19 protein-coding genes are annotated in these 23,509 nt (G+C 65.9%); 8 read left to right on the top strand and 11 right to left on the bottom strand.

All coding sequences use genetic code 11. The annotated features are described in order from the left end of the window. Positions 1 to 72: 72 nt before the first annotated feature. The 8 genes from HFGMBDPB_RS02735 to HFGMBDPB_RS02700 all read right to left on the bottom strand — a co-directional run bounded on the left by HFGMBDPB_RS02735 (position 73) and on the right by HFGMBDPB_RS02700 (position 10,660). A complete protein-coding gene (locus tag HFGMBDPB_RS02735) occupies positions 73 to 1,521 on the bottom strand; it encodes a high affinity choline transporter 1 (protein ID WP_212644857.1) in 1,449 nt (482 codons plus the stop codon). A gap of 58 nt (positions 1,522 to 1,579) precedes the next feature. Continuing rightward, positions 1,580 to 3,145 carry a ubiquinone biosynthesis regulatory protein kinase UbiB gene (gene ubiB / locus HFGMBDPB_RS02730; protein WP_016445674.1) on the bottom strand — a complete coding sequence of 522 codons (1,566 nt, stop codon included), beginning with the start codon at positions 3,143 to 3,145 and terminating at the stop codon, positions 1,580 to 1,582. Next, the gene (locus tag HFGMBDPB_RS02725) at positions 3,142 to 3,780 is read right to left on the bottom strand and encodes a ubiquinone biosynthesis accessory factor UbiJ (RefSeq protein WP_026062830.1); all 639 of its coding nucleotides are present in this window, start codon (positions 3,778 to 3,780) and stop codon (positions 3,142 to 3,144) included. Before HFGMBDPB_RS02725 ends, ubiB begins: the two co-directional genes overlap by 4 nt. 30 nt (positions 3,781 to 3,810) lie before the next feature. Further along, positions 3,811 to 4,833 carry a Tim44 domain-containing protein gene (locus tag HFGMBDPB_RS02720; RefSeq protein WP_016445672.1) on the bottom strand — a complete coding sequence of 341 codons (1,023 nt, stop codon included), beginning with the start codon at positions 4,831 to 4,833 and terminating at the stop codon, positions 3,811 to 3,813. 53 nt (positions 4,834 to 4,886) lie between these two features. Continuing rightward, positions 4,887 to 5,618, bottom strand: a complete 732-nt coding sequence (gene ubiE / locus HFGMBDPB_RS02715) for a bifunctional demethylmenaquinone methyltransferase/2-methoxy-6-polyprenyl-1,4-benzoquinol methylase UbiE (RefSeq protein WP_212644856.1) — start codon at positions 5,616 to 5,618, stop codon at positions 4,887 to 4,889. Positions 5,619 to 5,857: 239 nt separating this feature from the next. Next, positions 5,858 to 6,280 carry a gamma-butyrobetaine hydroxylase family protein gene (locus tag HFGMBDPB_RS02710; RefSeq protein WP_016445670.1) on the bottom strand — a complete coding sequence of 141 codons (423 nt, stop codon included), beginning with the start codon at positions 6,278 to 6,280 and terminating at the stop codon, positions 5,858 to 5,860. A 10-nt stretch (positions 6,281 to 6,290) separates the two neighbouring features. After that, positions 6,291 to 6,746, bottom strand: a complete 456-nt coding sequence (locus HFGMBDPB_RS02705; protein ID WP_034364054.1) for an HIT family protein — start codon at positions 6,744 to 6,746, stop codon at positions 6,291 to 6,293. After that, entirely contained in the window at positions 6,746 to 10,660 is a 3,915-nt protein-coding gene (locus HFGMBDPB_RS02700; protein ID WP_016445668.1) for a DUF3683 domain-containing protein, read from the bottom strand. Before HFGMBDPB_RS02700 ends, HFGMBDPB_RS02705 begins: the two co-directional genes overlap by 1 nt. A 421-nt stretch (positions 10,661 to 11,081) precedes the next feature. Here HFGMBDPB_RS02700 and ugpB point away from each other — a divergent pair, with 421 nt between their 5' ends. The 6 genes from ugpB to HFGMBDPB_RS02670 all read left to right on the top strand — a co-directional run bounded on the left by ugpB (position 11,082) and on the right by HFGMBDPB_RS02670 (position 18,762). Continuing rightward, positions 11,082 to 12,386 carry a sn-glycerol-3-phosphate ABC transporter substrate-binding protein UgpB gene (gene ugpB, locus HFGMBDPB_RS02695; protein ID WP_012207263.1) on the top strand — a complete coding sequence of 435 codons (1,305 nt, stop codon included), beginning with the start codon at positions 11,082 to 11,084 and terminating at the stop codon, positions 12,384 to 12,386. A 123-nt stretch (positions 12,387 to 12,509) separates the two neighbouring features. Continuing rightward, positions 12,510 to 13,391, top strand: a complete 882-nt coding sequence (gene ugpA, locus HFGMBDPB_RS02690) for a sn-glycerol-3-phosphate ABC transporter permease UgpA (RefSeq protein WP_016445667.1) — start codon at positions 12,510 to 12,512, stop codon at positions 13,389 to 13,391. 2 nt (positions 13,392 to 13,393) lie between these two features. After that, positions 13,394 to 14,242, top strand: a complete 849-nt coding sequence (ugpE, locus tag HFGMBDPB_RS02685; RefSeq protein ID WP_016445666.1) for a sn-glycerol-3-phosphate ABC transporter permease UgpE — start codon at positions 13,394 to 13,396, stop codon at positions 14,240 to 14,242. 86 nt (positions 14,243 to 14,328) lie between these two features. Next, positions 14,329 to 15,339 carry a sn-glycerol-3-phosphate ABC transporter ATP-binding protein UgpC gene (gene ugpC / locus HFGMBDPB_RS02680; protein ID WP_212644855.1) on the top strand — a complete coding sequence of 337 codons (1,011 nt, stop codon included), beginning with the start codon at positions 14,329 to 14,331 and terminating at the stop codon, positions 15,337 to 15,339. A 90-nt stretch (positions 15,340 to 15,429) separates the two neighbouring features. After that, positions 15,430 to 16,194, top strand: a complete 765-nt coding sequence (ugpQ, locus tag HFGMBDPB_RS02675; protein ID WP_212644854.1) for a glycerophosphodiester phosphodiesterase — start codon at positions 15,430 to 15,432, stop codon at positions 16,192 to 16,194. A 150-nt stretch (positions 16,195 to 16,344) separates the two neighbouring features. Next, positions 16,345 to 18,762 carry a DUF3772 domain-containing protein gene (locus HFGMBDPB_RS02670; protein ID WP_212644853.1) on the top strand — a complete coding sequence of 806 codons (2,418 nt, stop codon included), beginning with the start codon at positions 16,345 to 16,347 and terminating at the stop codon, positions 18,760 to 18,762. Here HFGMBDPB_RS02670 and HFGMBDPB_RS02665 read toward each other — a convergent pair. Beyond that, entirely contained in the window at positions 18,759 to 19,664 is a 906-nt protein-coding gene (locus HFGMBDPB_RS02665; protein ID WP_133072238.1) for an N-formylglutamate amidohydrolase, read from the bottom strand. The two genes, HFGMBDPB_RS02670 and HFGMBDPB_RS02665, sit on opposite strands and share 4 nt — an antisense overlap. Further along, entirely contained in the window at positions 19,664 to 20,656 is a 993-nt protein-coding gene (locus HFGMBDPB_RS02660) for a tripartite tricarboxylate transporter substrate binding protein BugE (protein ID WP_016445661.1), read from the bottom strand. Before HFGMBDPB_RS02660 ends, HFGMBDPB_RS02665 begins: the two co-directional genes overlap by 1 nt. A 140-nt stretch (positions 20,657 to 20,796) precedes the next feature. Here HFGMBDPB_RS02660 and HFGMBDPB_RS02655 point away from each other — a divergent pair, with 140 nt between their 5' ends. Beyond that, complete coding sequence (locus HFGMBDPB_RS02655) at positions 20,797 to 21,720, top strand: LysR substrate-binding domain-containing protein (RefSeq protein ID WP_016445660.1); 924 nt, start codon at positions 20,797 to 20,799, stop codon at positions 21,718 to 21,720. A gap of 55 nt (positions 21,721 to 21,775) precedes the next feature. Here the strand turns inward: HFGMBDPB_RS02655 and HFGMBDPB_RS02650 are convergent, their stop codons facing one another. Beyond that, entirely contained in the window at positions 21,776 to 22,051 is a 276-nt protein-coding gene (locus HFGMBDPB_RS02650) for a hypothetical protein (RefSeq protein ID WP_016445659.1), read from the bottom strand. A 72-nt stretch (positions 22,052 to 22,123) separates the two neighbouring features. Between HFGMBDPB_RS02650 and hemA the strand changes: the two genes are divergently transcribed. Beyond that, positions 22,124 to 23,449: a glutamyl-tRNA reductase gene (gene hemA / locus HFGMBDPB_RS02645; RefSeq protein ID WP_046238485.1), complete on the top strand. Its 1,326-nt coding sequence runs from the start codon at positions 22,124 to 22,126 to the stop codon at positions 23,447 to 23,449. Positions 23,450 to 23,509: the final 60 nt, after the last annotated feature.

Raw genomic sequence — 23,509 nt, 5'->3', positions numbered from 1 at the left:
GCGCCAACTTTATAGAAAATAACTATCGATAATTGTGATCAATTGTTTTCCAGGTCACATTCAGGCATGCGTTTACCTTTCGGGCCTGAACTCAAGAATGTCTGCGCTGCGATTGGCCAGCCACTGGGGTGCCAGTGACCCGGCCAACATCCCCGTCACAGCCGCCAGCAGTCCGGCCAATTGCTGCGGAAATGCCTCGTGCAAAGCCGGCGTGGCCATGAAGACCACCCACACGCCAATGCCCAGTGCCACGGCGCAAATGGCGCCCTGCGTGGTGGCGCGCTTCCAGTACAGCCCGAAGACCAGCGGCACGAAGGCGCCGACCAGCGGTACCTGGTAGGCGCTGGAGACCAACTCATAGATGGGCGTTCCTTCCATCTTGATCGAGTAGGCCAGCACGCAGATGCTGAAGACGAGCACGCTGATGCGCATGGCCAGCAGCATTTCCCGGTCGCTGGCCTGGGTGCGGAACTGGCGCCAGATGTTCTCGGTGAAAGTCACGCTGGGTGCCAGCAACGTGGCCGAGGCACAGGACTTGATGGCCGACAGCAGCGCGCCGAAGAACAGCACCTGCATGACGAAGGGCATCTTGTTCATGACCAGGGTGGGCAACACCTTCTGCGGGTCCTGCCCGAGCAGTTCCGCCGCCTCCTGCGGCATGATGATCAGCGCGCTGGTCACCAGGAACATGGGCACGAAGGCAAAGAAGATATAGGCCGTGCCGCCGATGACGGTACCGCGCGTGGCGGCCTTTTCGCTGTTGGCCGACATCACGCGCTGGAACACGTCCTGCTGGGGGATGGAGCCCAGCATCATGGTGATGGCCGCGCCAAAGAAGAAGAGGATGTCATGCCAGCTGGGTTCGGGCCAGAACTGGAACAGGTCGCGGCTCACGGCCAGGTCGATGACCTTGTCGGCACCACCGGCCATGTCGCCCGCAAACCAGGCCAGCACCACGAGTCCGACCACGAGGATGATCATCTGCAGGAAATCGGTCACGGCCACCGACCACATGCCGCCGAACAGCGTGTAGGCCAGGATGGACACCACGCCGATGGCCATGCCCACGGGAATGCTGACCGTACCGCCAGACAGCAGGTTGAAAACCAGGCCCAGCGCCGTGACCTGTGCCGAGACCCAGCCCAGGTAGCTGAGCATGATGATCAGCGAGCAGACGATCTCGATGGAGCGCCCATAGCGGTGGCGGTAGTAGTCGCTGATGGTCAGCAGCGTCATGCGGTACAGCTTGCCCGCGAAGAACAGGCCCACCAGGATCAGGCACATGCCCGCGCCGAACGGGTCCTCGACCACGCCGCGCAGGCCGCCCTCGATGAACTTGGCGGGCACGCCCAGCACGATCTCCGAGCCGAACCACGTGGCAAACGTGGTGGTGATGATCATGTACATGGGCAGATGGCGCCCGGCAATTGCAAAGTCGGCCGTGTTCTTGACCCGCCTGGCCGCCCACAGGCCAATGGCTATGGTCACGAACAGGTAGGCGATCACCATTGAGAGCAGCACGCTGGCACTCCTGATTCAAAGTGGGAAAAGTCAGAGGGCTTGAAACCCGTCGGTGTTCTCAGTACCAGCGCAGGCGCACCACCAGTTGCAGCAGGATCAGCGCGATCACAAAGCCTATGCCCGCGCTGACGATGGCCTGAAGCAGGCGGTTGGTGAGCTTTTGCTGCTGCAGCAGTTCCTTGAGCAGTTCGTCGTGCTCGCCGGAGTTGCGCGTGAGCCGGCGATGGATCAGGCGCGGCAGCTCGGGAATGAGCTTGGCGTAGCGCGGCGCCTCGGCCTGCAGCTCGCGCCACAGCCGCTGCGGGCCCATCTGGTCCAGCATCCATTTTTCGAGGAAGGGCTTGGCGGTGCTCCACAGGTCCAGATTGGGGTCCAGCTGGCGGCCCAGGCCTTCGATGTTGAGCAGCGTCTTTTGCAGCAGCACCAGCTGCGGCTGGATCTCGACATGGAAGCGGCGCGAGGTCTGGAACAGGCGCATCAGCACCATGCCCAGCGAGATCTCTGCCAACGGACGGTCGAAATACGGCTCGCACACCGCGCGGATGGCGGCTTCCAGCTCGTCCACGCGCGTGCTCGGCGGCACCCAGCCGCTTTCGATGTGCAGCTCGGCAACGCGCTTGTAGTCGCGGCGGAAGAACGCCGTGAAGTTCTGCGCCAGGTATTCCTTGTCGTACTCGGTCAGCGTGCCGACGATGCCGAAGTCCAGCGAGATATAGCGCCCGAAGGTCTCGGGCTCCAGGCTGACCATGATGTTGCCCGGGTGCATGTCGGCGTGAAAGAAACCGTCGCGGAACACCTGGGTGAAGAAGATGGTCACGCCGTCGCGTGCGAGCTTGGGGATGTCGACCCCGGCCTCGCGCAGGCGCTCGACCTGGCTGATGGGCACGCCCTTCATGCGCTGCATGACCATCACGTCGTTGCGGCAGAAATCCCAGTACACCTCGGGGATCAGCACCAGGTCCAGGCCTTCCATGTTGCGGCGCAGCTGCGCGGCGTTGGAGGCTTCGCGGATCAGGTCCAGCTCGTCGTGCAGGTAGTTGTCGAATTCGGCCACGACCTGGCGGGGCTTGAGGCGCTTGCCGTCGGCCGACAGCCGCTCGACCCAGCGCGCCATCATGTGCATGAGCGCCAGGTCCTTGTCGATCACGGCCTTCATGCCCGGGCGCAGCACCTTGACGGCCACATCGCGCTGCACGCCGTTGCGGTCGCTGATCACGGCAAAGTGCACCTGCGCGATGGAGGCACTGGCCACCGGCTCGCGCTCGAAGCTCACGAAGATCTGGTCCAGCTTCTTGCGGAAGGCACGCTCTATGGTGTCCACCGCAATCTGCGAATCGAAGGGCGGCACGCGGTCCTGCAACCGGGCCAGCTCCTCGGCCACGTCGGGCGGCATCAGGTCGCTGCGCGTGGACAGCACCTGACCGAACTTCACGAAGATGGGGCCCAGCTCCTCCAGCGCCTCGCGCAGGCGCTGGCCGCGCGGCTTGTCCAGCCGGCGGCCCAGGGTGAGCACCGCGCGTGCGCGGCGCATCCAGGGATGCTCGAAGCTCGACAGCACCAGCTCGTCGAGTCCGTAGCGGAACACCACCCAGAGGATGGTCAGCCCGCGAAGAAACCGGCTCATGGCTTGTCGTTCTCGAAACCGGGCAGGGACACCACGGGGGAACCAACGGGCGCGCTGGCGGGCGCTGCCGAACGTGCGGCTTCAGGGGCGGGGGCATCGGCATCGGGCTTGCCGGCCATGCGGGCGCCCACGAACTGGCGCAGTGCCTGGGCAGCGCTGCGGGCCACCTTGGCCACGGTGTGCGCGGGCGCATCGCCGATGATGCGGGCCAGGTCTTCCTCCACATCCCATTCGACGTGGTCCACCAGCCAGTTGATGTCGGCGGCCAGTTGCACGTCGCCTTCGATGCGGATGGAGGGCTTGTCGCCGCGCAGGGCCACCTGGGCCAGGGCCAGTGCGGAGGTCTCGGTCACTTCGAGCAGCAGATCGGGCTGCGCGTCTTCAGGCGCCACGTTGAACAGGCCGGCCGGCGTGATCTGCAGGGCCATGGAGTAGCCGCGCCACTGCACGCGCGCCACGCGGCCCTTTTGCCGCACCAGGCGCTCGGTGGCCTCCTTTTCCTGCATCAGCACATGGTTGAGGAACAGCACGATGCGCTGATGCACCTCGCTGACCAGCCATTGCGGCGGTTGCGGGCCGGCCATCACGCGTTCCATGAGGCCGTTCAGGAAAGAAAAAGGGGACTGTGTTGCCATAGTCCCCGATTATTCCCGAAGTGAGAGGAATTACTGCAATGCCTGGACTCCGGCGACCAGCCATCCGCTGCTGCCGCTCTTGGGCTTGGTCATGTTCCAGACTTCGCGGAAGGGTGTGGGACCTGCCGAGGCGTCCTCGCGGATCATGCCCGAGAATTCCACGCTGGCCATGTAGTCATTGCCCAGGTCCTCGATGCCCAGCAGCTGGGCGTCGATCATGACCACGTCGGTCTGGTTGGGCTGGCCGGGACGCTGGGCCTCGCGTTCGCTGAGCTGGCCACGGATCTCGGTCAGCATCTCGTCGGTCATCATGGCGCGCAGCGACGCGATGTCGGAGCGGTCCCAGGCCGATTGCAGCGTGACGAAGTTGCGCTTGGCAGCGGTGAGGAAGCCCTCGGTATCGAAGCCTTCAGGCACACCCCAGTTCTGCGAGCCTGCCAGGGCCGAGCCGATCTGCACGCCGGAGCCCGAGCCTGCAGCCAGGGCGGCCGGCTGATGGTTCTGCTCCCAGGGACGGGCCGATGCGTCGTTGCCGACCTTCTCGGGGTTGTACTGGCGTGCCAGCGGTGCGCTGTCCACGTTGCCACCGATGTTGCCGGCACCGGCAGGCGCTGCGTTCTGGAAGGCAAAGGGGCTGGACGATGCCTGCTGCGCGCCAGCCGCTGCACGGCGCGAACGCATGACCATGCCCACCACCACCATGATGACCAGGGCCAGCAGGCCGATCAGCAGGAACTGGCCGAAGGCGGCGCCCAGGCCCAGCGAGCTCGCCAGCCAGGCCAGGCCCAGGCCAGCGGCCAGGCCGCCAAGCATGGCGCCCCAGGGCTTCTTGGCGGGAGCAGCTGCCGGTGCAGTGGCAGGCTTGCCTGCAGCGTTCTGTGTGGCGGCGTTCTGCGGCGGCGTGTTCTGTGTCGGCGCGCGCGCGGCTTCACGCTGCGTCACGTTGCTCGACTGCTTGCCCACCGATCCGCCACCGCCCATGCGCTTGGCGTCGGCCGTGCCGTGGACCACCACCAGCATTGCGACCAAGACCATAGACCATAGCTTTTTCATGTCATCTCCTCGAATAATCGTGTTGCCGTCACCTCACCGAGCACCTCACGCGCTCAGCACTTGATTCCCACATGCAGCGCGGCAATGCCGCCCGTCATGTTGTGATAGTCCACATGGCCGAAGCCGCATTCCTGCATCAGGCGCTTGAGATCTTCCTGGCCGGGGTGCATGCGGATGGACTCGGCCAGATAGCGGTAGCTGGCGTCATCGCCCGCCACGAGCTTGCCCATGGCCGGAAGAATCTTGAAGGAGTACCAGTCGTAGGCTTTCTCCAGGGGCTTGGCCACCTTGGAGAATTCCAGCACCAGCAGCTTGCCGCCGGGGCGCAGGACGCGGTTCATTTCCTTGAGCGCCGCATCCTTGTGCGTCATGTTGCGCAGGCCGAAGGCCACGCTGACCAGATCGAAATGGTTGTCCGGAAACGGCAGGGCCTCGGCATCGCAGACCATGGTGGGCAGGATCACGCCCTTGTTGATCAGCCGGTCCCGGCCCACGCGCAGCATGGCTTCGTTGATGTCGGTGTGCACCACCTGGCCGGTGGAGCCGACCTTCCTGGCGAAGGCCAGGGCCAGATCGCCCGTGCCGCCCGCGATGTCCAGCGCCTTGTCGCCTTCCTTGAGATTGGCCACCATCACCGTATAGGCCTTCCAGGCACGGTGCAGACCACCCGACATCAGGTCGTTCATGACGTCGTAGCGCGAAGCGACCGAGTCGAACACGCCGCGCACGCGGCTGGCCTTCTCGCGCTCGTCCACCGACTGGAATCCGAAATGTGTGGTGCTCATAACAACGATGCTAAGCAAGCAGTAGTAATGCGTACAGCGACAACCCCGTGTGGCCACGGGCTTTGCCGGGCAAGGGTTATCAAGAACAAACAGCTTGAAACGCCTTCAAACAAAGACTTTCAAGCTATTTTTAATATAGCACCACCCCCAATAACCCTGTGCTGCGCAAAGGTCCTGAATGTGGCGCTGTGGGAACGGCGCGGCAGACGCCGCGCCCCGGCCCCTGCGTGCGTACTGCGTCAGTGGCTGCCGCAGCCGTGCCCGCCGCCGCCGGCCTTGCCGGGCATGGGGGTGTCGCGGTCCATGCCGGATTCCTGCAGGCGGTCCAGGTACTGGGTCCAGAACTCGTCCTGGCGGCGGCCCAGTTCGTAGAGGTATTCCCAGGTGTACAGGCCGCTTTCATGCCCGTCGCTGAAGAAGGGCTTGATGGCGTAGTTGCCCACGGGCTCGATGGCCGTGATGGCCACGTCGCGCTTGCCGGTCTGCAGCACTTCCTGGCCCGGGCCATGGCCTTGCACCTCGGCCGAGGGGGAGTACACGCGCAGCAGCTCGAAGGGAATGCGAAAGCTTGCGCCGTCGGAATAGGCCACTTCCAGCACGCGCGATGCGCCGTGCACGGTCAGGGCTTCGGGAGTTGGGGTGTCAGGGGTCAGGCCGGCCATGCGGTGCTCCTCATTCAGTGGCGGGGTGCTGCTGCCAGGCATCGAGTGCCTGCGACAGCGCCGTGTCTATGGCTGGCAAGCGCGCTGCCACCTCGGCCTCGCGCTCGCCATTGCGCGGGCGCTGGGCAGCAGCCCAGACCGAGCCCGGGAAATGGCTGTCCCATTCGAAGCGCGCAACCACATGCCAGTGCAGGTGCGGCACCATGTTGCCCAGCGCCGCCAGGTTGATCTTGGCCGGCGCAAGGCGCTCACGCAAGACGCGCTCGACCAGGACCACGGCATCCATGCAGTGCTGGCGGTCGGCGGCATCCAGGTCGGAGAACTCGGCCACATGCGCATTCCAGACCACGCGGTAGAAGGCCGGGAAGCCCTCTTCCTGGGCGCGGATCACTCGCAGGCGCCGGCCGCGCCAGACGGGCAGGCCGCCTTCTGTGGCGCACAGGGGGCAGGAAGCGGAAGCAGCCATCAGACCAGAACCCGTTCGATGCCGCCGGCGTTGGCGCGCTGAACATATTCGGCCATCCAGTTCTCGCCCAGGATCTGGCGCGCCATCTCGACCACGATGTAGTCGGCCTCCAGCAGGCCGTTGTTCATGTCGCCGCCGTAGCGCGACAGGCCCTGCAGGCAGCTGGGGCAGCTGGTGAGGATCTTCACGTTGTCCTTCTCGGCCAGGGCGCCGCTGGCGCGCAGCGCGGCCTCGCCCTTCTTGAGTTCCTCTTCCTTGCGGAAGCGGATCTGCGTGGAGATGTCGGGGCGCGTGACGCCCAGCGTGCCCGATTCGCCGCAGCAGCGCTCGCTCTTGATCACGCCGTCGCCGACCAGGGCCTTGACGGTCTTCATGGGGTCCTGCAGCTTCATGGGCGAGTGGCAGGGGTCGTGGTAGAGGTAGCCCTCCTTGCCCTGCAGCGTCACGCCCTTTTCCAGCAGGTACTCGTGGATGTCGATGATGCGGCTGCCCGGGAAAATCTTGCCGAACTCGTAGCCCTGCAATTGGTCGTAGCAGGTGCCGCAGCTGACCACCACGGTCTTGATGTCCAGGTAGTTGAGCGTGGTGGCGACGCGGTGGAAGAGCACGCGGTTGTCCGTGATCATCTTCTCGGCCTTGTCGAACTGGCCGCTGCCGCGCTGGGGATAGCCGCAGCACAGGTAGCCCGGTGGCAGCACGGTCTGCACGCCGGCATGCCAGAGCATGGCCTGGGTGGCCAGGCCCACCTGGCTGAACAGGCGCTCGGAGCCGCAGCCGGGGAAGTAGAACACCGCCTCTGTGTCCGCGTTCGTGGTCTGCGGGCTGCGGATGATGGGCACGTAGTCCTTGTCCTCGATGTCCAGCAGGGCACGCGCCGTCTTGTTGGGCAGGCCGCCCGGCAGCTTCTTGTTGACGAAGTGGATCACCTGCTCCTTGAGCGGCGCACGCCCCACCGAGGCCGGCGGATGCTGGGTCTGCTTCCTGGCCAGGCTGTGGAGCACGTCGGAGGCCAGGCGCTGGGCCTTGAAGCCCACGCCGACCATGGCCGAGCGCATGAACTTGATGGTGTCCGGGTTGGTGGCGTTGAGCATGGCCATGGCCAGCTTGTTGCCGGGCCGGAAGCTCTTCTTGTCCATCTTGCGCAGCAGATTGCGCATGTTCATGGTCACGTCGCCGAAGTCGATCTTCACCGGGCAGGGGTTGAAGCACTTGTGGCAGACCGTGCAGTGGTCCGACACGTCCTCGAACTCCTGCCAGTGGCGCAGCGACACGCCGCGGCGCGTCTGCTCCTCGTACAGAAAGGCTTCGACCAGCAGCGAGGTCGCCAGGATCTTGTTGCGCGGGCTGTACAGCAGGTTGGCGCGCGGCACATGGGTGGCGCACACGGGCTTGCACTTGCCGCAGCGCAGGCAGTCCTTGACCGAGTCGGCAATGGCGCCGATGTCGCTTTGCTGCATGATCAGCGACTCGTGCCCCATCAGGCCGAAGCTGGGCGTGTAGGCGTTGGTCAGGTCGGCGAACATCAGCGATTCGCGCGGCGAGCGGCCGTCATGGCTCTGGCCCACCACGGCCTGCAGCTTCTCGTTGCGGATCAGCTTGCCCTTGTTGAAGCGGCCTTCGGGGTCCACGCGCTGCTTGTAGGCGGCAAAGGGCGCCAGTTCGTCGTCGCTGAGGAATTCCAGCTTGGTGATGCCGATGCCGTGCTCGCCCGAGATCACGCCGTCCAGATGGCGGGCCAGCACCATGATGCGCGCCACGGCCTCATGGGCGGTCTGCAGCATCTCGTAGTCGTCGCTGTTGACCGGAATGTTGGTGTGCACGTTGCCGTCGCCGGCGTGCATGTGCAGCGCCACCCAGACACGGCCCTTGAGCACGCGCTGGTGAATGGCGTTGACTTCGGCCAGCAGCGGCTGGAAGGCCGCGCCCGCGAAGATCTGGGCCATGGGCGCCTTCAGCTGGGTCTTCCAGCTGGCGCGCAGCGTGTGATCCTGCAGTTGCTGGAAGAGGTTTTCCACGTTGTCCAGCCAGCCCTGCCACAGCGTGCGCACGTCGGCCACCAGGGCCAGGGCCTGCTGCACGCGGTCCTCCAGCAGTTCGGCCGAAGGGATGTCGCCCGCATCGTCCTGCTTGCCCAGGGGCAGGTCGCCGTGCTGGAAGAAGTCCGTCAACGCGTCGCACAGCTTGAGCTTGTTGCGCAGCGACAGTTCGATGTTGATGCGCTCGATGCCGTCCGTGTACTCCCACATGCGGGGCAGCGGGATCACCACGTCTTCGTTGATCTTGAAGGCGTTGGTGTGGCGCGAGATGGCGGCCGTGCGCTTGCGGTCCAGCCAGAATTTCTTGCGCGCCTCGGCGCTGACGGCCGTGAAGCCTTCACCGTTGCGCGAGTTGGCAATGCGCACCACCTCGGCGGCCACGCGGGCCACATCGTCGGCGTTGTCGCCGGCAATGTCGCCCAGCAGCACCATCTTGGGCAGATGGCCGTTGCCCTTCTTGCTCTTGGTGGCGTAGCCCACGGCCTTCAGGTAGCGGTCGTCCAGGTGCTCCAGGCCGGCCAGCAGCACGCCCGAGCGCTTTTGCTCGGCGAACATGAAGTCCTTGATCTCGACGATGCTGGGCACGGCGTCCTTGGCGTTGCCGAAGAACTCCATGCAGACCGTGCGCGTGTGCTCGGGCATGCGGTGCACCACCCAGCGCGCGCTGGTGATCAGGCCGTCGCAGCCTTCCTTCTGGATGCCGGGCAGGCCCGACAGGAACTTGTCGGTCACGTCCTTGCCCAGGCCTTCCTTGCGGAATTTCTGGCCGGGAATGTCCAGCCGCTCGCTGCGGATGGGGGTCTTGCCATCGGCCTCGAAGTACTGCAGTTCGAAGCTGGCCATCTCGGCGTCATGGATCTTGCCGAGGTTGTGGCCCACGCGCGTGACTTCCAGCCACTGCGCATCGGGCGTGACCATGCGCCAGGACACCAGGTTGTCCAGCGCCGTGCCCCAGAGCACGGCCTTCTTGCCGCCCGCATTCATGGCGACGTTGCCGCCGATGCACGAGGCCTCGGCCGATGTGGGGTCCACGGCGAAGACGAAGCCCGCGCGCTCGGCCGCATCGGCCACGCGCTGCGTGACCACTCCGGCCTCGGTGAAGATGGTGGGCACCTCGTGGTCCACGCCGGGGATGCGGCGCATCTCCACCTCCGTCATGGCCTCGAGCTTTTCGGTGTTGATCACCACGCTGCGCCAGGTCAGCGGGATCGCGCCGCCCGTGTAGCCCGTGCCGCCGCCGCGCGGAATGATGGTCAGGCGCAGCTCGATGCAGGCCCGCACCAGGGCGGCCATCTCGGCTTCGGTATCGGGGGTGAGCACGACGAAGGGGTACTCGACGCGCCAGTCGGTGGCGTCCGTCACATGGGCCACGCGCGACAGGCCGTCGAACTTGATGTTGTCCTTGGCCGTGTGGCGGCCCAGGCTCTTTTGCACCCGGCGGCGCAGTTGCTCGGCCTCGACGAAGGTGGCGTTGAACTCATGCACGGCGCGGCGCGCCGCATCCACCAGCTGGCCCACCAGCGCATCGCGCACGGGGTCCTGCTGCGGAGCACGGCGCTTGTCGATCTCGCCCAGGCGGTGCTCCAGTGCTTCCACCAGCGCCTTGCGGCGATCGGGGCTGTGCAGCAGGTCGTCCTGCAGGTAGGGATTGCGCTGGACGACCCAGATGTCCCCCAGCACCTCGTAGAGCATGCGGGCGGAGCGGCCCGTGCGCCGCTCCTGGCGCAGCTGGTTGAGCACATCCCACATGGAAGTACCCAGCAGGCGGATCACGATCTCGCGATCGGAAAACGAGGTGTAGTTGTAGGGAATCTCTCGCAGACGTGCAGGTTCGGCTGCCTGTGCCTGCAGGGCCGCCAACGCAATCGGTACATTCATGGGGGTAGACCGTGTCTGGCGCTCTAGGGGCGCCGCTAAGCCAAGTGGGAGCGCAATTTTAAGCGAGCCCCTCGAAGGCCCGCTTCCTACGGGGCTCTGGGCGGCTCGCCGTCTTGCCCTGAGACGCCAGCCCTCGCCAACACCACGGGGCAGACACGCCCCGGCGAACCGGCCTTATACAGAAAGAGCACAAACGAGCCAATACGAACAACCCGTGCTTTTGAAACGAAATGGTATTGACCTAAAATAGCGCCGCTTCGCGTGTCATTTTTTGTCACACGACTGACATACGGGACCAGCGGCTCACCGGGTTTGGCCTGTAGTGCGGTAAGAAGCATCCGAAAACAATGACACAGACATGTCATGCCCCTGCCTTACCGTGGCAGCGGTCTGAAACCGTCACCGAACTAGAGGAGTCCTCATGCAACTGAAGCAACTGGCCATGGCGGCCGCGATCGCGGCCACCACCATCTCGGCACAAGCCCAAACCGAAATCCAGTGGTGGCACTCGATGAGCGCGGCCCTGGGCGACTGGGTGAATGACCTGGCCAAGGAGTACAACGCCAGCCAGACCCAGTACAAGATCGTGCCGACCTACAAGGGCCAGTATGACGAGTCCATGACAGCTGCCATCGCCGCGTTCCGCGCCGGCAATGCACCTGACATCCTGCAGGTCTTCGAAGTGGGCACGGCCACCATGATGGCCTCCAAGGGTGCCGTGGTTCCGGTCACCAAGGTCATGAACGACGGCGGCTTCAAGTTCGACCAGGGCGAGTACATCTCCGCCGTGGCCGGCTACTACACCGCCCCCAACGGCCAGATGATGAGCTACCCGCTCAACAGCTCGACCACCATCTTCTACTACAACAAGGACGCCTTCAAGAAGGCGGGCCTGGACGAGAACAAGCCGCCCAAGACCTGGCCCGAAGTGTTCGCCGCCGCTGAAAAGCTCAAGGCCTCGGGCCACCGCTGCGCACTGACCACGAGCTGGATGAGCTGGACCCAGCTGGAGAGCTTCTCGCTGTGGCACAACACCCTGTACGCGACCAAGAACAACGGCTTTGACGGCACCGATGCCAAGCTGGTGTTCAACTCGCCGCTGCACGTCAAGCACTTCGAGAACCTGGCCAAGGCCGCCAAGGACGGCAGCTTCGTCTACAAGGGCCGCGGCAACGTGCCCGACGCCGCCTTCGCTTCCGGCGAGTGCGCGATGATCACGGGCTCCTCCGGCCTGTACGCCCGCGTGGTCAAGGAAGGCAAGTTCGCCTTCGGCCAGTCGCAGCTGCCCTACTACGCCGATGTGAAGGGCGCCCCCCAGAACACGGCCATCGGCGGTGCTTCCCTGTGGGTGATGGCTGGCAAGAGCGCCGAACGCTACAAGGGCGTGGCTGACTTCTTCAACTTCCTGAACAACACCAAGATCCAGGCCGCCAGCCACCAGCGCACCGGCTACCTGCCCGTGACCACCGCTGCGTACAAGCTGACCGAGGCTTCGGGCTTCTACGAAAAGCATCCCGGCACCGACACCGCCGTGACGCAGATGATCCGCAAGACCACCGACAAGTCGCGCGGCATCCGCCTGGGCAACTTCGTTCAGATCCGCACCATCATCGATGAGGAAACCGAACAGATCTGGACCGGCAAGAAGACTCCCCAGCAGGCACTGGACACCGCTGTCACCCGTGGCAACGAGCAACTGGGCCGCTTCGCCCGGGCCAACAAGTAATCCTCCCATGTGATCTGCGGCGTGGCCGCTGCGCAGGCAGCCCGCACCGTGCATCACAGGCCCGCAACCGGCGGCCCCACGGCCATCCGGTTTGCGGGCTGTTTTGTTCTACCGAGTTCCGTCATGGAAAAACGCGTTCTTTTTCGATCCGCCTGGCTGCCGTGGCTGCTGATAGCACCACAGATGGTCATCGTGCTGGTCTTCTTTTTCTGGCCCGCAGGCCAGGCCATCGTGCAGTCTTTCCAGGCGCAGGATACGTTTGGCTTTTCCACCGAATGGGTGGGCTTCGCCAACTTCCAGCATCTGCTGGATGACCCTGCCTACCTGGCCTCGTTCAAGACCACGGCCATCTTTTCCCTGCTGGTGGCGGTGTTCGGCATCGCGCTGTCGCTGATGCTGGCCATTTTTGCGGACCGCGTGATCAAGGGTGCGCTCGCCTACAAGACCGCCTTGCTGCTGCCCTATGCGGTGGCGCCCGCCGTGGCAGGCGTGCTGTGGGTGTTCATGTTCTCGCCGTCCATCGGCGTCGTGGCCTATGCGCTGCGCATGATCGGCTATGACTGGAACCACCTGCTGAACTCCGGCAACGCCATGACGCTGATCGTCATCGCCGCGATCTGGAAGCAGATCTCCTACAACTTCCTGTTCTTCCTTGCGGGCCTGCAGTCCATCCCCAAGTCGCTGATCGAGGCCGCCGCCATCGACGGCGCGGGCCCCATGCGCCGCTTCTGGGACATCCAGTTCCCGCTGCTGTCGCCCACCACGTTCTTCCTGCTGGTGATGAACGTGGTCTATGCCTTCTTCGACACCTTCGGCATCGTGGACGCCACGACCCAGGGCGGTCCGGGCCAGGACACCTCCATCCTGGTCTACAAGGTCTATCACGATGGCTTCAAGGCCATGGACATGAGCGGCTCGGCTGCCCAATCCGTCGTGCTGATGGTGATCGTGGTTGCACTCACCGTGATCCAGTTCCGCTATGTTGAGAAGAAAGTGCAGTACTGATCATGGTTGAACGCAGTCCTCTTCTGACCTTTTTCTCGCACCTGATCATGGTGCTGGGCGTGTTGATCGTCGGCTTTCCGCTGTACCTGGCCTTCGTGGCCTCCACGCACACGCCGCAGGACATCATCCAGGTGCCCATGCCCCTGGTGCCCGGCAGCAACTTCTGGGAAACCTACAAGGCCGCGCTGTTCGGCGGCTCGGGCCCTGGCTCCAGCGCGCCCGTGGCACGCATGATGTGGATCAGCTTCGTCTCGGCCATGGTGATCACCGTGGGCAAGATCGCGATCTCGCTGCTGTCGGCCTTCGCACTGGTGTACTTCCGCTTCCCGTTCAAGAAGATCTGCTTCTGGCTGATCTTCGTGACCCTGATGCTGCCCGTGGAAGTGCGCATCGGCCCCACCTACGAAGTCGTCTCCACGCTGGGCATGCTCAACAGCTACGCCGGCCTGACGATTCCGCTGATCGCCTCGGCCACGGCCACCTTCCTGTTCCGCCAGTTCTTCCTGACGGTGCCGGACGAGCTGGTGGAGGCCGCCCGCATCGATGGCGCCGGCCCCATGCGCTTCTTCAAGGATGTGCTGGTGCCGCTGTCCAAGACCTCGATCGCGGCGCTGTTCGTGATCCAGTTCATCTACGGCTGGAACCAGTACCTGTGGCCGCTGCTCGTGACCACCTCGGAAGACATGTACCCCGTGGTCATCGGCATCAAGCGCATGGTGGCCAGCGGCGATACCGGCAACGACTGGAACGTGGTGATGGCGACGGCCCTGCTGGCCATGCTGCCGCCCGCTGCCGTGGTGATCCTGATGCAGCGCTGGTTCGTCAAGGGCCTGGTGGACACCGAAAAGTAAGCCGTCCACCGCCCTCACCCACCGTATAGAACCCCGCAGAGCAAGCGCCAGCGCCCTTCGCTCTGCGACTCAACCAGAATCTTCGTATGGCATCCATTTCCTTTCGCAACCTGATCAAGCGCTACGGCCACGGCTCGTCGGCCAACCAGGTACTGCACGGCGTCAACGCCGAAATCCAGGACGGCGAGTTCGTCGTCATCGTCGGCCCTTCGGGCTGCGGCAAGTCCACCCTGCTGCGCATGGTGGCGGGCCTGGAAGAGATCTCCGACGGCCAGCTGCTGATCGGCGACAAGGTCGTCAACGACGTGGAACCGGCCAAGCGCGACATCGCCATGGTGTTCCAGAACTATGCGCTGTACCCGCATATGTCGAACTACGAGAACATGGCCTACGGCCTGAAGATCGCCAAGGTGCCGCCCGAGGAGATCAAGCGCCGCGTGGACAAGGCCGCCAAGATCCTGGAGCTGTCGCACCTGCTGGACCGCAAGCCGCGCCAGCTGTCGGGCGGCCAGCGCCAGCGCGTGGCCATGGGCCGTGCCATCGTGCGCCAGCCCAAGGTCTTCCTGTTCGACGAGCCGCTGTCCAACCTGGACGCCAAGCTGCGCGGCCAGACCCGCATCGAGATCCAGAAGCTGCACGCCGAGCTGGGCATCACCAGCCTGTTCGTGACCCACGACCAGGTCGAGGCCATGACCCTGGCCCAGCGCATGATCGTCATGAACGGCGGCGTGATGGAGCAGTTCGGCACGCCCGAAGAGGTCTACCACACGCCCGCCTCCACCTTCGTGGCCAGCTTCATCGGCTCGCCCCCGATGAACCTGCTCAAGAACGCGCCCGGCGGCACGACCGGCCGCATCCTGGGCATCCGCCCCGAGCACCTGGTCGTCGTCAACGAAGGCGGCTGGGAAATCAAGGTGGACACCGTGGAAATGCTGGGCGCCGAGCGCCTGGTCTATGGTTCGCTCAATGGCGAGACGATGACGGTACGCATCGACGAAGGCGCGCCCTTCCCCAAGTCCGGCGAGACCATGCGCGTGCGTCCTTCCGAAGAGCGTCGCCTGCACTGGTTCGACGCAGAAAGCGGCAAGCGGATCTGATCCCCTGAAGGCCGGCTCTCCGACCTTTTCCAAGAGAGCCCCAGAGGCTCTCTTTTTCCATCCAAGCTCCCTTCTTTTGACGGACTCGCCATGACCGAGAACCTGAAATCCTGGCCCTACCCCCTGTGGGTGGCCCACCGTGGCGCCGGCAAGCTGGCGCCCGAAAACACCATGGCCGCTTTCCGCCTGGGCGCCGCGCACGGCTATCGCATGTTCGAGTGCGATGCCAAGCTGTCTGCCGACGGCGTGCTGTTCCTGATGCACGACTCCACGCTGGAGCGCACCACCAACGGCCACGGCACGGGTGGCGACCTGTCCATGGGCGAGATCGCCCAGCTCGACGCCGGCAGCTGGCACTCGCGCGCATATGCGGGCGAGGCCCTGCCCACGCTGGAAGCCCTGGCGCGCTGGTGCCTGGCCAACCACTTTTTCCTGAACGTGGAGATCAAGCCCACGCCGGGCCAGGAAGAGGCCACGGGCCGCGCCACGGGCGAGCTGATGAACCGCATCTGGCCCCAGGACCGGGTCCCGCCGCTGTTCACCTCGTTCAAGACCGATGCCCTCAAGGGCGCACGCGACACGGCGCCCCACATTCCGCGCGGCCTGCTGGTGGACAGGCTGGCAGACGCCACGGGCGACGCCGACCTGCGCACCGCGCTGGAACTGGGCTGCGCAGCCATGGTGCTCAACCACGCGCTGTGGGATGCAGCCCTGGTCGCCAAGGTGCATGGCGCGGGCCTGCGCTGCAGCAGCTACACGGTCAACGACGAATGGGCCGCACAGCGCCTGATCGACCTGGGCACGGACGGCGTCATCACCGACCGTGTCGATATGTTCAGTCCCGCATCGCGCTGAGACGGCTGCCGGCTGGCGGGGCCGGACCTTTGGAAACAACCGCTGCAGCGGCCCGCCGCACAATGTGCGTCCATGACACCGCCCTGCAGCCCTCTTCCGCAGCGCCCCACGTGGGCACAGGCCCTTCGCCCATGCCTGGCCATCTGGCTGATGGCTCTGGCGATGCTGCTCCTGTCTGCACCCGGCCCGGCCCTGGCCCAGGACGGCGCCACAGCCGCGGGCGCGACCGCAGAAGACGGCCGGCCCGCCCTGCCCAGCGTGGACGATCTGCGCAAGCAGCTGGACGCCATTCCCCGCAAGCTGGCCGAGGACGATGACGGCCGCAAGCTGCTGGACGAAGCTGCAGCCATTGGCACGGCAGCCGACCAGGTGGCGGCCCGCCGCACCGAGGAACTGGCCGATATCGATTCGCGCCTGGCCGGCCTGGGACCGGCACCCGAAAAAGGCGCCCCCGCCGATGCGCCCGATGTGGCCGAGCAGCGCGCCAGCCTGGCCAAGCAACGCAGTGCCGTGGATTCCGAACTCAAACTCGCGCGGCTGGTGTCGGTCGATGCCGACCAGCGCGGCAACGAGCTGATACGCCAGCGCCGCGAGCAATTCCAGGCCGCGCTGACGGCCCGCACCGATTCACCGCTGGGCCGCCCCTTCTGGCGCAATCTGAGCACCGCCGCGCCCCTGGACGCGGCGCGCCTGCAGGGGCTGGGGCGCGAGCTGCGCCAATCGGTGAGCTCCACCTTGGCCTCCGATCGCCGGGGCGGCTTTATCGCCAGCCTGGCCGCTGCCTTGCTGATCGCCCTGATCGGCCCCTGGCTGGCCGAGCGCCTGCTGGTGCGCGCCGCGCCCGCACGCCTGCCCAGCGGCCGCCTGCGCCGCTCGCTGCGCGCGGCGGCCACGGTGGTGATCAACACGCTGCTGATCGGCCTGGCGGCGCAGCTGGCCTGGAGCGTGCTCAAGGCCGGCGATGGCTTCGGCGAATCGCTGGACGCGCTGGCCAAGGCCAGCGTGCAGGTCACGCTGTTCGGCGCCTTCGTGGTGTCGCTGGGCCAGACCCTGCTGTCGCGCAAGCGCAGCTCATGGCGCCTGCCCGGCGTGTCGGACGAGCTGGCCGAGCGGCTCAGCCCCTATCCCTGGTGGATTGCGGCAGGTGCCGCGATCAACGGCCTGGTGACCGAGGTCAACGCCATCATCGGCGCCAGCCTGGCCGCCGAGGTCACGGTGCACGCCCTGTCGGCCCTGCTGATTTCGGCCGTGGTCATGCTGGCCCTGCGGCATCTGCGCGCGCCGGCGCCAGTGGCGCAGGAAGACGGTGCCCAGGCGGAGCCCGCGCCGCCCCGGCCCTTGTGGGTGGGACTGCTCGTGGCCTGCGCGGCGGTGGCCAGCATTGCCACCATTGCACTGGCCGTGACCGGCTATGTGGCGCTGGCCGGCACGCTGGCACGCCAGATGGTGTGGACTGGCGTGGTCTTTGCCACCACCTACCTGCTGTTCCAGCTGGGCGATGATCTGTGCGAGGCCCTTCTGTCGTCCAAGGGCAGTTTCGGCACCCGGCTGAACCAGGGCCTGGGCATCGAGGGGCGGCTGCTGGACCAGGCCTCGGTCCTAGTCTCGGGACTGTTGCGCGTGGCCCTGCTGTTCTACATGGTGATCGCCCTGCTGGCCCCGCTGGGCACGGGGCCCGACGAGGTGTTCCGCCGTGGCAGCACGGTCAATCACAGCCTCAAGGTGGGCGACTTCACCATGGCGCCCCAGGCCCTGTTCACCGCATTCGCCGTGATCGTCACGGGCCTGATCGTGATCCGCGTGATCAAGCGCTGGCTGACGGACCGCTACTTCCCCAACACCTCGCTGGAGCCTGGCATGCGCAGCTCCATCACCACGCTGCTGGGCTATGTGGGCGGCATCTTCGTGGTGGCCGTGGCGCTGGCGGGGCTGGGCATCAGCGTGGAGCGCATCGCCTGGGTGGCCAGCGCGCTGTCGGTGGGCATTGGTTTCGGCCTGCAGGCCATCGTGCAGAACTTCATCTCGGGCCTGATCCTGCTGGCCGAGCGGCCCGTCAAGGTGGGCGACTGGGTGGTGCTGGGCGATACCGAGGGCGACGTGCGCCGCGTCAACGTGCGCGCGACCGAGATCCAGCTGGGCGACCGCTCCACCGTCATCGTGCCCAACTCGGAATTCATCACCAAGACCGTGCGCAACATGACGCTGGCAGGCGCGCCCGGGCGGGTGCTGCTGCGCCTTCCCGCACCGCTGGACACCGATGCCGAGCGCATGCGCACCCTGATCCTGGAAGCCTTTCGCGCGCATGAAGGCATCCTGGACACGCCCGAGCCTTTGGTGCAGCTCGAAGGCATCGCCAACGGCACGCTGACCTTCCTGGCCATCGGCTACGTCGGCAATCCGCGCAATGCGGGTGGCGTGCGCAGCGATGTGCTGTTCAGCATCCTGGCCTCGCTCAAAGGCGCAGGCCTGTACCTGTCGCCACCGGCCACCACCTCGGTGGCGGCACCCGTGGTGACAGGTACGCCGGGCACGCCGACCATGCCCGGTGATCCGGCCAGCCCGGCCTAGCCGCGCCTTGCCATTTCCGATCGCACATGCGCCGCGACCACGGCCATCAGCTCACGCAGATGGCCGCGCAGCGGCTCGAATCCCGCATTGGGCTCGCGCGTGTCCTCGTCCATGTAGACCGGGCGGCGGATCTCGATCTGCAGGCTGTGCCGGCCCAGGTGCGGCTGGCCTATGCGCCCGATCAGCTCCACGCCCTTGTAGGGCTCGTTGTAGGCCACGCTGTAGCCAAAGCCCGCCAGCGTCTCGCCCACCAGCTGGATGAACTCGGGCGCGCAGGTCGTGCCGTCGCGGTCGCCCAGCACGAAGTCGGCCAGCGGCGGCGCGTCGGTACGGCCCAGGCGCTTGTAGACATCGTTGGGCATGGAGTGCAGGTTCAGGTGCCAGACGCCGCCAAAGCGCTGCACGCTGCCATCGATGGCCTGCGCCAGCGCCGCATGGTAGGGGCGCCAGTAGCGCGCGATGCGGTGCTCCACCTCGGCCACCGTGCGCGGACGGTCATACAGCGGCGTTGCCACGCCGTCGCGGCTGATGCGCTGCCAGATCAGGCCCAGGCCCTGGCGCGTCTTGACGCTGGGCGCCAGGGGCACGGGCCACTGGCCGTCGATCTGGGCCGGGTCCAGGTCGGCCTCGCTGCGGTTGGGGTCGATGTAGGTGCGCGGAAAGGTGGCCTCGATCAGCGTCGCGCCATGCGCGGGCCACCGGTCCCAGAGCGCGGCCACATGCGTGTCCTCGCCACGGCGCAGCAGGGACATGGGCACGGCATGGCCGAAATCCTCGGGATAGGAGGTGCCGCTGTGCGGCGAGTCGCAGACGATGGGCAACGCCTCGCCCATTGCGGGATGCACCACGACCGGGGTGTCCGGCCGGGGGCGCAGGAAATCCGACTGTGCCATGCGGTCCATCAGTCGAGCTTGATGTTGGCGCGCTTGGCCACGGCCGTGTAGCGCTCGATAGCGGCCTTGATCTGCTTGGCGAATTCCTCGGGCGTGTTGCCCATGGACTCGCCCGAGATGGATTTTTGCTTTTCCAGGTAGTCAGGCATGGCCATGGCCTTGTGCGCGGCGGCATTGAGCTTGTCGATGATGGGGCGCGGCGTGCCGGCCGGCGCAACCAGGCCGAACCAGCCGCCATCGCCCATCTGCGCAAAGCCCAGCTCGGTGTACGTGGGCACGTCGGGCAGCACGTCGGCGCGCTTGAAGGCCAGCACGGCCAGCGGGCGCAGCTTGCCGTCCTTGATGTGGGGCAGCGTGGAGGGCAGGTTGTCCGTCATGGCGTTGACCTGGCCGCCCAGCGCATCGGTGATGGCCTGGCCCGCGCCCTTGTAGGGGATGTGCAGCAGGTCGATGCCCGCCAGGTTCATGAAGTTCTCGATATTGGCGTGGCCCAGCGAACCCGTGCCCGGCGAGGCAAAGCTGTACTTGCCCGGGTTGGCCTTGGCCAGGGCGATGAACTCCTTCATGGTCTTGGCGGGCACGCTGGCGTTGACCACAAATACGCTGGGCACCGACATCACATTGGTGATGGGCGCGAAGTCCTTGATCGGGTCATAGGGCAGCTTGCGGAAGATCGCCGGGTTGGAGCCGTGCGTGCTCACCGTGGCCATGCCGATGGTGTAGCCGTCCGGCGCGGCACGCGCGATTTCGGAAGCGCCGATGGAGCCGCCGGCCCCGCCGCGGTTGTCCACCACCACGGACTTGCCGAGGATCACGCTCATCTTCTCGGCCAGCAGGCGCGCCACCATGTCGGTGGAGCCACCGGCTCCGAACGGCACGACCAGGCGGATCGGACGGCTGGGATAGTCGGCCGCCGGGCCCTGGGCCCAGGCGGCGGGAGCCAGAAGAGCGGTGGCGGCGCAGGCGGCCAGGCTGGACAACAGGGTGCGGCGCATTGCCATGGGATGGTTCCTATCTTGGTTGGGGGTGGCGGCAAAGCACGGGCTCTGCGGGACAGGCGCTGATTCTGGACAGCCGCCGCATCCGCGAAAAGAGACAAGACGGCAAGCAACCATGACCAACCGTCATAATTGCGCCCGTCATGCGCATGCACTCCCCCTCGCTTTCCGAGCTGCACGCCTTCGCGGCGGCGGCGCGCCTGGGCAGCTATTCGCTGGCGGCCCGGGAGCTGTATGTCACCCAGGGCGGCATCAGCCGCGCCATCGCCCGGCTGGAAGAGCACCTGGGCTTTGCCCTCTTCGAGCGCCAGGGCCGGCGCAGCGTGCTGACCGAAGCCGGCCGCGAATATCTGCAGGCCGTGGAGCCCGCCGTACACGCCATCGAATCGGCATCCGCGGCCGCACGCAGGCGCCACTTCGGCCCGCAACTGCGGCTGTCGGTGGTGCCCACGCTGTTCAGCCATTGGCTGATTCCGCGCCTGCCGCACTTCAACGCCCTGCATCCGGGCATCGCCCTGTCGTTCGCGCCCTATCGGCGCGACGATCCGCTGTCGGCCGCCGAGATAGACGGCTGGCTGCGCGTGGGCAGCGAGCCCTGGCCCGCCCATGTGGTGGCCGACTATGTGGTGGGCCGCGATCTGGTGCCCATCTGCCATCCGAGAGAACTGCAGGGCCCGCGGCCCATCCGCAGCCCCCGGGACGTGCTAGCACGCCCGCTGCTGTTCCACACCAACTATCCGGGCAACTGGGCCCGCTGGATGTCCCATCTGAACCTGCCCGGACCCTGCCCCGCACCGGCAGCCGATTTCGAGCTGGTGGCCCTGCTGGTACAGGCCGTGGCCGCCGGCATGGGCGTGGCCCTGGTGCAGCGCTGCCTGGTCGAGGAAGACCTGGCCGCCGGCCGCGTGGCCCTTGCCTTGCCTGCGCCCGTCCACATCGAACGCGGCTACTTTCTGTGCCGTCCCGCCACGCGGGCACCTTCCGAAGCCTTTGCGCAGTTCCGCGAATGGCTGCTGGAGCAGGCCGCGCCGGGCGCCGTGCCTCCAGCCGCAGTCTCAGGCCCCTGATCGCCAGGAGAAACGCCCTCTTCCGTTGATCTGCATCAATCTTTGCTGTCAGCCATCAGCGCCAGCCGCGTGAAAACACCCACTGGCAAAGCGCCATCACCACGACCAGCGCAGCATAGGTGGCCATCTTTGCATCGCGCCCGAACCACCACAGCCCCGCCAGCAGCACCAGTGCACCAACAATGAAATTGATAGCAACCTGTGACCACCAGGCCATGGATTGCTGCGATTTCCCATAGATCAAAAGCGCGCACAACATCAGGGCCGGCGACAGGAAAAGTGCAGGCGCCAGGAAGTTCAGCCAATGATTCGTACTCGCAATCCATCCCATCTGCGGGCTCCGATTCCAGGGTGTTGTGATCAGGGATGCCTGAAACTGCGCGAAATTTTATAATCCTGGGTTATGGCAGTCTGGGCACTCGGCATCAACCACCACACGGCTCCGCTTGATATGCGGGGACGTTTCGCGTTCGCGCTCGACCAGATCGTGCCCACGCTGCAGGGCCTGCGCGAATCGCTGACCGGCCCCGGCCGCCAGCACAGTGCGGTAGAGACCGCCATTCTCTCCACCTGCAACCGTACCGAGATCTACTGCGCGGCCGAAATGCCGGCCATGGACCATACGCTGCACTGGCTGGCCAACAGCGGCGGCATCTCGTCCGAACTGCTGCGCTCGCACTCCTATCTGCTGGAAGACGGCCATGTGGCGCGCCATGCCTTCCGCGTGGCCAGCGGGCTCGATTCCATGGTGCTGGGCGAGGCCCAGATCCTGGGCCAGATGAAGAATGCCGTGCGCGCCGCAGAGAACGCAGGCGCCCTGGGCAGCACGCTGAACCAGCTGTTCCAGCGCAGCTTCGCGGTGGCCAAGGAAGTGCGCAGCTCCACCGAGATCGGCGCCCACAGCATCAGCATGGCCGCTGCCGCCGTGCGGCTGGCCGGCCAGCTGTTCGAAGACCTGTCCCAGATCCGCGTGCTGTTCGTGGGCGCGGGCGAGATGATCGAGCTGGTCTCCACCCATTTCGCGGCCCGCCACCCCAAGCAGATCATGATCGCCAACCGCACGCTGGAGCGCGGCGAAAAGCTGGCCGCCCAGTTTGGCGCCGGCACCATGCGGCTGGCCGACTTGCCCGAGCATCTGCATGAATACGATGCCGTGATCAGTTGCACGGCCTCCAGCCTGCCCATCATCGGCCTGGGCGCCGTGGAAAGCGCGCTCAAGAAGCGCAAGCACCGCCCCATGTTCATGGTCGATCTGGCCGTGCCGCGCGATATCGAATCCGAGGTCAAGGACCTGCGCGACGTCTACCTCTACACCGTGGACGATCTGGCCACCGTGGTGCGCACGGGCCAGGCCCAGCGCCAGGCAGCGGTCGAGCAGGCAGAAGTCATCATCGACCACGGCGTGCAAAGCTTCATGCACTGGCTGGACCAGCGCCGCCCGCAGGCCGGTGTGGTGCCGCTGATCCGCCAGCTCAACACCCAGACCGATGAATGGCGTGCGCTGGAGATTGCACGGGCCAAGAAGCTGCTGGCCAAGGGCGAGGACATAGACACCGTGCTGGAGGCCCTGTCGCGCGGCCTCACGCAGAAAATGCTGCACGGCACCCTGGCCGAGCTGCACAAGGGTGACGCCGACCAGCGCACCCAGACCATGGACACGGTCTCGCGCCTGTTCCTGCGCTCCGCGCCAGGCGGTCCGCGCGGCACGGATCCCGACAAGGCGCTCTAGCGGCGCTCGCCCCCCTTCAGAGAGCCGCGCGCCCGCGGGTCTCTGGCGCCTCGGCCCACT

This window comes from Delftia sp. PE138 (assembly GCF_018320755.1).
GTDB classification, from domain to species: Bacteria; Pseudomonadota; Gammaproteobacteria; order Burkholderiales; family Burkholderiaceae_C; genus Comamonas; species Comamonas tsuruhatensis.
This window is presented reverse-complemented; position numbering and strand designations above follow the sequence as displayed.

Excerpts from the sequence above, each read along its gene's own strand:
- ubiB (WP_016445674.1), bottom strand. The coding sequence starts at position 3,145 with ATGAGCCGGTTTCTTCGCGGGCTGACCATCCTCTGGGTGGTGTTCCGC.
- HFGMBDPB_RS02725 (WP_026062830.1), bottom strand. The coding sequence starts at position 3,780 with ATGGCAACACAGTCCCCTTTTTCTTTCCTGAACGGCCTCATGGAACGC.
- HFGMBDPB_RS02720 (WP_016445672.1), bottom strand. The coding sequence starts at position 4,833 with ATGAAAAAGCTATGGTCTATGGTCTTGGTCGCAATGCTGGTGGTGGTC.
- ubiE (WP_212644856.1), bottom strand. The coding sequence starts at position 5,618 with ATGAGCACCACACATTTCGGATTCCAGTCGGTGGACGAGCGCGAGAAG.
- HFGMBDPB_RS02710 (WP_016445670.1), bottom strand. The coding sequence starts at position 6,280 with ATGGCCGGCCTGACCCCTGACACCCCAACTCCCGAAGCCCTGACCGTG.
- HFGMBDPB_RS02705 (WP_034364054.1), bottom strand. The coding sequence starts at position 6,746 with ATGGCTGCTTCCGCTTCCTGCCCCCTGTGCGCCACAGAAGGCGGCCTG.
- HFGMBDPB_RS02700 (WP_016445668.1), bottom strand. The coding sequence starts at position 10,660 with ATGAATGTACCGATTGCGTTGGCGGCCCTGCAGGCACAGGCAGCCGAA.
- ugpB (WP_012207263.1), top strand. The coding sequence starts at position 11,082 with ATGCAACTGAAGCAACTGGCCATGGCGGCCGCGATCGCGGCCACCACC.
- ugpA (WP_016445667.1), top strand. The coding sequence starts at position 12,510 with ATGGAAAAACGCGTTCTTTTTCGATCCGCCTGGCTGCCGTGGCTGCTG.
- ugpE (WP_016445666.1), top strand. The coding sequence starts at position 13,394 with ATGGTTGAACGCAGTCCTCTTCTGACCTTTTTCTCGCACCTGATCATG.
- ugpC (WP_212644855.1), top strand. The coding sequence starts at position 14,329 with ATGGCATCCATTTCCTTTCGCAACCTGATCAAGCGCTACGGCCACGGC.
- ugpQ (WP_212644854.1), top strand. The coding sequence starts at position 15,430 with ATGACCGAGAACCTGAAATCCTGGCCCTACCCCCTGTGGGTGGCCCAC.
- HFGMBDPB_RS02670 (WP_212644853.1), top strand. The coding sequence starts at position 16,345 with ATGGCTCTGGCGATGCTGCTCCTGTCTGCACCCGGCCCGGCCCTGGCC.
- HFGMBDPB_RS02665 (WP_133072238.1), bottom strand. The coding sequence starts at position 19,664 with ATGGACCGCATGGCACAGTCGGATTTCCTGCGCCCCCGGCCGGACACC.
- HFGMBDPB_RS02660 (WP_016445661.1), bottom strand. The coding sequence starts at position 20,656 with ATGGCAATGCGCCGCACCCTGTTGTCCAGCCTGGCCGCCTGCGCCGCC.
- HFGMBDPB_RS02655 (WP_016445660.1), top strand. The coding sequence starts at position 20,797 with ATGCGCATGCACTCCCCCTCGCTTTCCGAGCTGCACGCCTTCGCGGCG.
- HFGMBDPB_RS02650 (WP_016445659.1), bottom strand. The coding sequence starts at position 22,051 with ATGGGATGGATTGCGAGTACGAATCATTGGCTGAACTTCCTGGCGCCT.
- hemA (WP_046238485.1), top strand. The coding sequence starts at position 22,124 with ATGGCAGTCTGGGCACTCGGCATCAACCACCACACGGCTCCGCTTGAT.